Origin of the sequence: Neptuniibacter sp. UBA6509, assembly GCA_002435145.1 — a bacterium.
Taxonomy (GTDB): domain Bacteria; phylum Pseudomonadota; class Gammaproteobacteria; order Pseudomonadales; family Balneatricaceae; genus Neptuniibacter.
In genome coordinates, this window is the sequence record DJLT01000082.1 from 1 (window position 1) to 4257 (window position 4257).

The following is a 4257-nucleotide window of genomic DNA, read 5'->3' on the forward strand; positions in this document are numbered from 1 at the left end:
TCGCTCGTTTTAGCGGCTTTGCTCGCGACAGGTTTCACGGCAAGTGCAGCTGCACAGGAACTGAGTATCCCATGTGATGATCTTGAAGAAAAAGCGCTCGCAGAATCGAAAGCTGATGAAGTAGAGCGCATAAGCGCATTTACACCAGCGACGCCTTTGAAACGTGTCGATCCTAAATACCCATCTCAAGCCATTAGAAAAGGCCGAGAAGGTTGGGTTAGGCTAAGCTACGTTATCGACGAAGAAGGCAGAGTGAAAGACCCTGTTGTAGAAGACTTCTTTGGAAGCCCTTCTTTCAAACGCAGTGCACTGTCAGCGGTTAAGAAATGGCAGTATAACCCCGCGATCAAAGATGGCGAACCTACCCAGCAGTGTCATCAAGCAGTCCAAATGGATTTCGCTATAAGCGGAAAAAGCGGTGCCACACGCAAATTTATTAAAGCTTATAAAGACGCAGACGAGCGCTTTAATGCGGGTGATGTTGACGCGGCTGATGAAGCACTTAAAGAGCTTCTAGCTTGGGATACGCTAAACCGCTATGAAAATACGTGGTTGCTAAACTTGGAGTCTCATATAGCGAGCAAACAAGGCGACGTAGAGAGGGAAGCGCAAAGCCTAACGCGATTACTTGCCAGCAACGGTAGTAAGCGCTTCAATAACATGGTGTTTGATGAAGATTATGTGGCATACGCCCTTCAAAGAAAAATCATACTCGATGCTCAGCGTGGGTATTATGCAGAAGCATTAAAATCCTACACCACACTTCAAGACATGGAAGCGCAAGAAACGCGTATTGGCGAGATCGCGCCGCTAATTAGTCAGATTGAAGAATCTATTGCATCTGAGCAAAACTTAACCGTGCCCGTAACGATAGGAAGTGATGGGAATTGGTTCCATACTCTTGTGCGAAGTAAGTTTGCTTTTGGCAACATCCAAGGCGAGCTTGATACCGTTGAAGTCCGTTGTGATACTCATCGAGAAAAATTCACGGTTGCCGAAGCGCATGTTTGGCAAATTCCAAACTCTTGGGGACAGTGTCAGGTGATGGTGAAAGGTGACAGCGAAACAAAATTTGATTTAATTGAAGTGGCGAAAGGGTAGGACGAACAACAGTCGCGTCGCTACAGAGTTACAGTGAATGCCAGTTGAAATAGTTGCTCTCTATAGTCCTCGTCGGATTGGAAAAAACGCAAATTCTCCTGATGCCCTGAATTTAATTGCCATTCTGTGCTAACGGATAAATAAGCGGTAATGTCGTACCTTACGCTAACGGTAAAGGCGTTACCTCTGCTTCCATTCGGGTCATGCACAACATCATCGTTATCTACCACCTGATACCAGTCCCCACGCATGGCTAAAGTTAAATCTTCCCAGCCTAATTGCTTTAGGTTGTATGCCGCACCGATATACGCACTGGAAAAATCGTTGTCTACGATATGCTCCCCCATCAAAGTGTCACCTAGTAGCACTTGAGAAAACACCGTTAACTCAGGTCGTGGTAAATATCGCAGTGTTAATGAATGAAAGCGCGTATGCCAGGCATAAATGCGGTCTGGGTCAACAATGTTCGGGTCTGCATTATTGTCGTAATAGTAATAACGCAACTCGGCCTTTCTAGCATAGGCTAAGTGAGCTCCTACGTAGTACCCAAACCGATTGTCAATTTCCCTGAAGGGTTCAGTCCATGCCGGTGCGTTTAACTTATCTTCATCGACGACGCCGGGAATGGGGAGGAAGTTTACGCGATCATTATAAACGGACTGTCTGTCGTGAAGGGCAAACCCTCGCCAAGAAAGCAGAGTGCCGGTGGAATCGTTACCTTTGAACACGCTGCCCAATACTTTCCATGACCAGTGGCTTCTTATTTGCCTGCCATTTTGTCGTAGACTTACTTCGATGCCGCCCGTTCTTAGTTCTTCACCCACCCAACTATTAATTGCTGAGTTGCTTAGAAAGTGAGGCGATAACCAACCCGCGTCGGTATTTTCCGCTGAGAGAGCAGGAAAAAATGCCCCTATTTTTACTTCAGGTTTTATGCTGGATGCGACTAACGGGCGATATTTTAAATAAAGTTCGGAGAATCCAACCTTTTGTTCCCCATCGCTATAACCATTGATGACGCCAACTGCCGACCAACTATCCGCTAACATAAAGTCAGCTATCACTACAGCATGAGAGAGCTGTATGCCGTTACTTTCATAACGCTGATGGCCGGTCCCCATTTGCTGAAAGCTTCGCGAATCATCTTTTGCCACAAAGCTTGTTCTTACTAGGGCCTTGGTTTCTCCGTGAACCTGAAGTGTTAAACTCGTGCAAAGCAAACAGACGGTTAAGGCAAAGACATTACGCATTAATAATCGCCAAATCCTTCGTCGAAGTCATCGTCACTGAAAACTGCATCAAGAACAAATTTGTATTCTTGTGAGTTGGTGATATGCAATGTTGCGCTGTTAAATAGTTTCACATCAGGTTGCTGCGGGTGCCAGGTCATAACACTGTACTCGCCTACCGGAAGTGAAACATTCATTACGCCTTCTTCATTGGTTTTTGCGAAAAATGGGCTGTCGGTTACCACAATATAGCCCAGCATCCAGTCGTGAATATTGCAGCCAATATCTACAATACCAGCTTGCTCAAAGCGAAGCGGTTCAGCGGTAAACTCTTTATAGAGTTTTAGCTCAAACTGTTTTGTAGGGGAAAAAGAATACACGTGATGAAAAAGATTATCTGCGTTTGGAAACGAAATATCTGTGCCTGATTGAACAACAAGCACGTGAGGCGCAAATTGTTTATCGATTTGATTCATTATGGCGGGCTCTTCTTCACGCTGTGGTGTTGATGCAAGCGTAAAGTTAGGCGTTAGGGTTAACACCATATCTTTCACAGGCTCCCCATTGGCGTCGCTAACGTATATCGAAATGCTTGGCGTTGCTGATAAGGATGTCTCAGCGGCATGTGCCCATGAAAGGGTAGTGCCGGCTAGTAAGAGAGCGCTCGATGTGAATGTACCTGTGATAAAACTAGTTATGTTGAACGTGCTCGCCCTTCGATGAGAAGTAAAGAAAATAGAAAGCGCAAATGACATGGATTTAATCAATAACGTGTTGTTTTTTTGCATTGTAATTCATTCTTTATAATGGCTTTAGCCTTAGACAGAAAGACAAAGCGCTGTGCGTTCATTGTTGACACGAAAGCATATGACTACGTATAGCCTATTCAATACCAATCCGTATAGATAAAAACCTATGCGGACTGGTATGAGGTATGTGCTCGGCTTTCGCTATCTATGTAGTAAAGTTTATTAGACTTTAACTATAGACCGAGTTGGACGTTTTTTTCATTCATTTACATCAAAGGAAAGCGCGCGCTGACGACTACACCTGTACTATCCTTCCGATTGAATAAAGATAACTGACCTTTGTGGAAGGTCATTATGATGTTGGCAATGTAAAGCCCTAGCCCCAAGTGCGGTGAAGAGGCATTTTGCACATCGTTTTCTTTTCTCACCGACACCATAGACTGAAGCAACTGAGACCTCATTCCTTCAGGAAGAAGCGGCCCGGTATTACTAATGGTTAACTCAGCTTGCTTGTCCTTAACCGTAATACTGACTTGGATTTCACTTTCTTTTTCACTGAAATCTACGGCGTTAGCGATAACTTTATCGAACATTTGAGCCGTAAGTTCAGGGGAGCCAAGTATGCGCGCAGTATCAGCATTGTGGGTAAAACTAAAGCGTCGATGGCTATAGGCATGTTCGTAACCAGCAATACACCCAGATATCACCTTAACTAAGTCGAATGGTTCTAAATCTTCTTGTTGAATGGCCTGCTCTAATCGGGTGGCTTCACTCATACTGTTTAATATTGTACTTAGGCGGTTCACCCCTGATTGCGCCCTCTCAACAAAAACGGCTTGTTGGTCGGCGTCATTCACCTGAGTCAGCATATCCAGCGACGATTTTACCACGGCAATGGGCGTTCTAAGTTCGTGAGACAAGCGGGATGCCATGTTTTCTAAATAGGAGTTGTACTGCTGTAACCGCGAAAGCACATCCGCAAATGAACGGGATAAATCACCAATTTCATCACGCTGATTTGAAACCGGAAGGGTGCCAATGATTTTGCCATTATCATCTATCACCGCTTCGGTGTTATCGCGAAGGGAGCGAATGCGGTTTGAAATTCGCGTAGCGAACAGCAGTAGCCCTAATGTACCTATGGTCATCACTGCTAAAATCACGTGAAAGAGCTGTTC

Annotated in this window: 4 protein-coding genes; 1 reads left to right on the top strand and 3 read right to left on the bottom strand. The window is 45.0% G+C overall.

Features of this window, described 5'->3' with window-relative positions; all coding sequences use genetic code 11:
• A partial coding sequence (locus B4K11_RS10105) for an energy transducer TonB (RefSeq protein WP_292959354.1) occupies positions 1-1101 on the top strand: 1101 nt, incomplete at its 5' end.
• Between the two features lie 20 nt (positions 1102-1121).
• On the opposite strand, the gene B4K11_RS10110 is transcribed toward B4K11_RS10105, so the two are convergent.
• The 3 genes from B4K11_RS10110 to B4K11_RS10120 all read right to left on the bottom strand — a co-directional run.
• On the bottom strand, positions 1122-2351 hold the full coding sequence (locus tag B4K11_RS10110; RefSeq protein ID WP_292959355.1) for an outer membrane beta-barrel protein: 1230 nt from the start codon (positions 2349-2351) through the stop codon (positions 1122-1124).
• Positions 2351-3118, bottom strand: a complete 768-nt coding sequence (locus B4K11_RS10115; protein WP_292959356.1) for a methylamine utilization protein — start codon at positions 3116-3118, stop codon at positions 2351-2353. The genes B4K11_RS10110 and B4K11_RS10115 overlap by 1 nt, the downstream gene beginning before the upstream one ends.
• Positions 3119-3345: 227 nt before the next feature.
• Positions 3346-4257: ATP-binding protein (locus B4K11_RS10120; RefSeq protein WP_292959357.1), on the bottom strand; the 912-nt coding region annotated here is incomplete at its 5' end.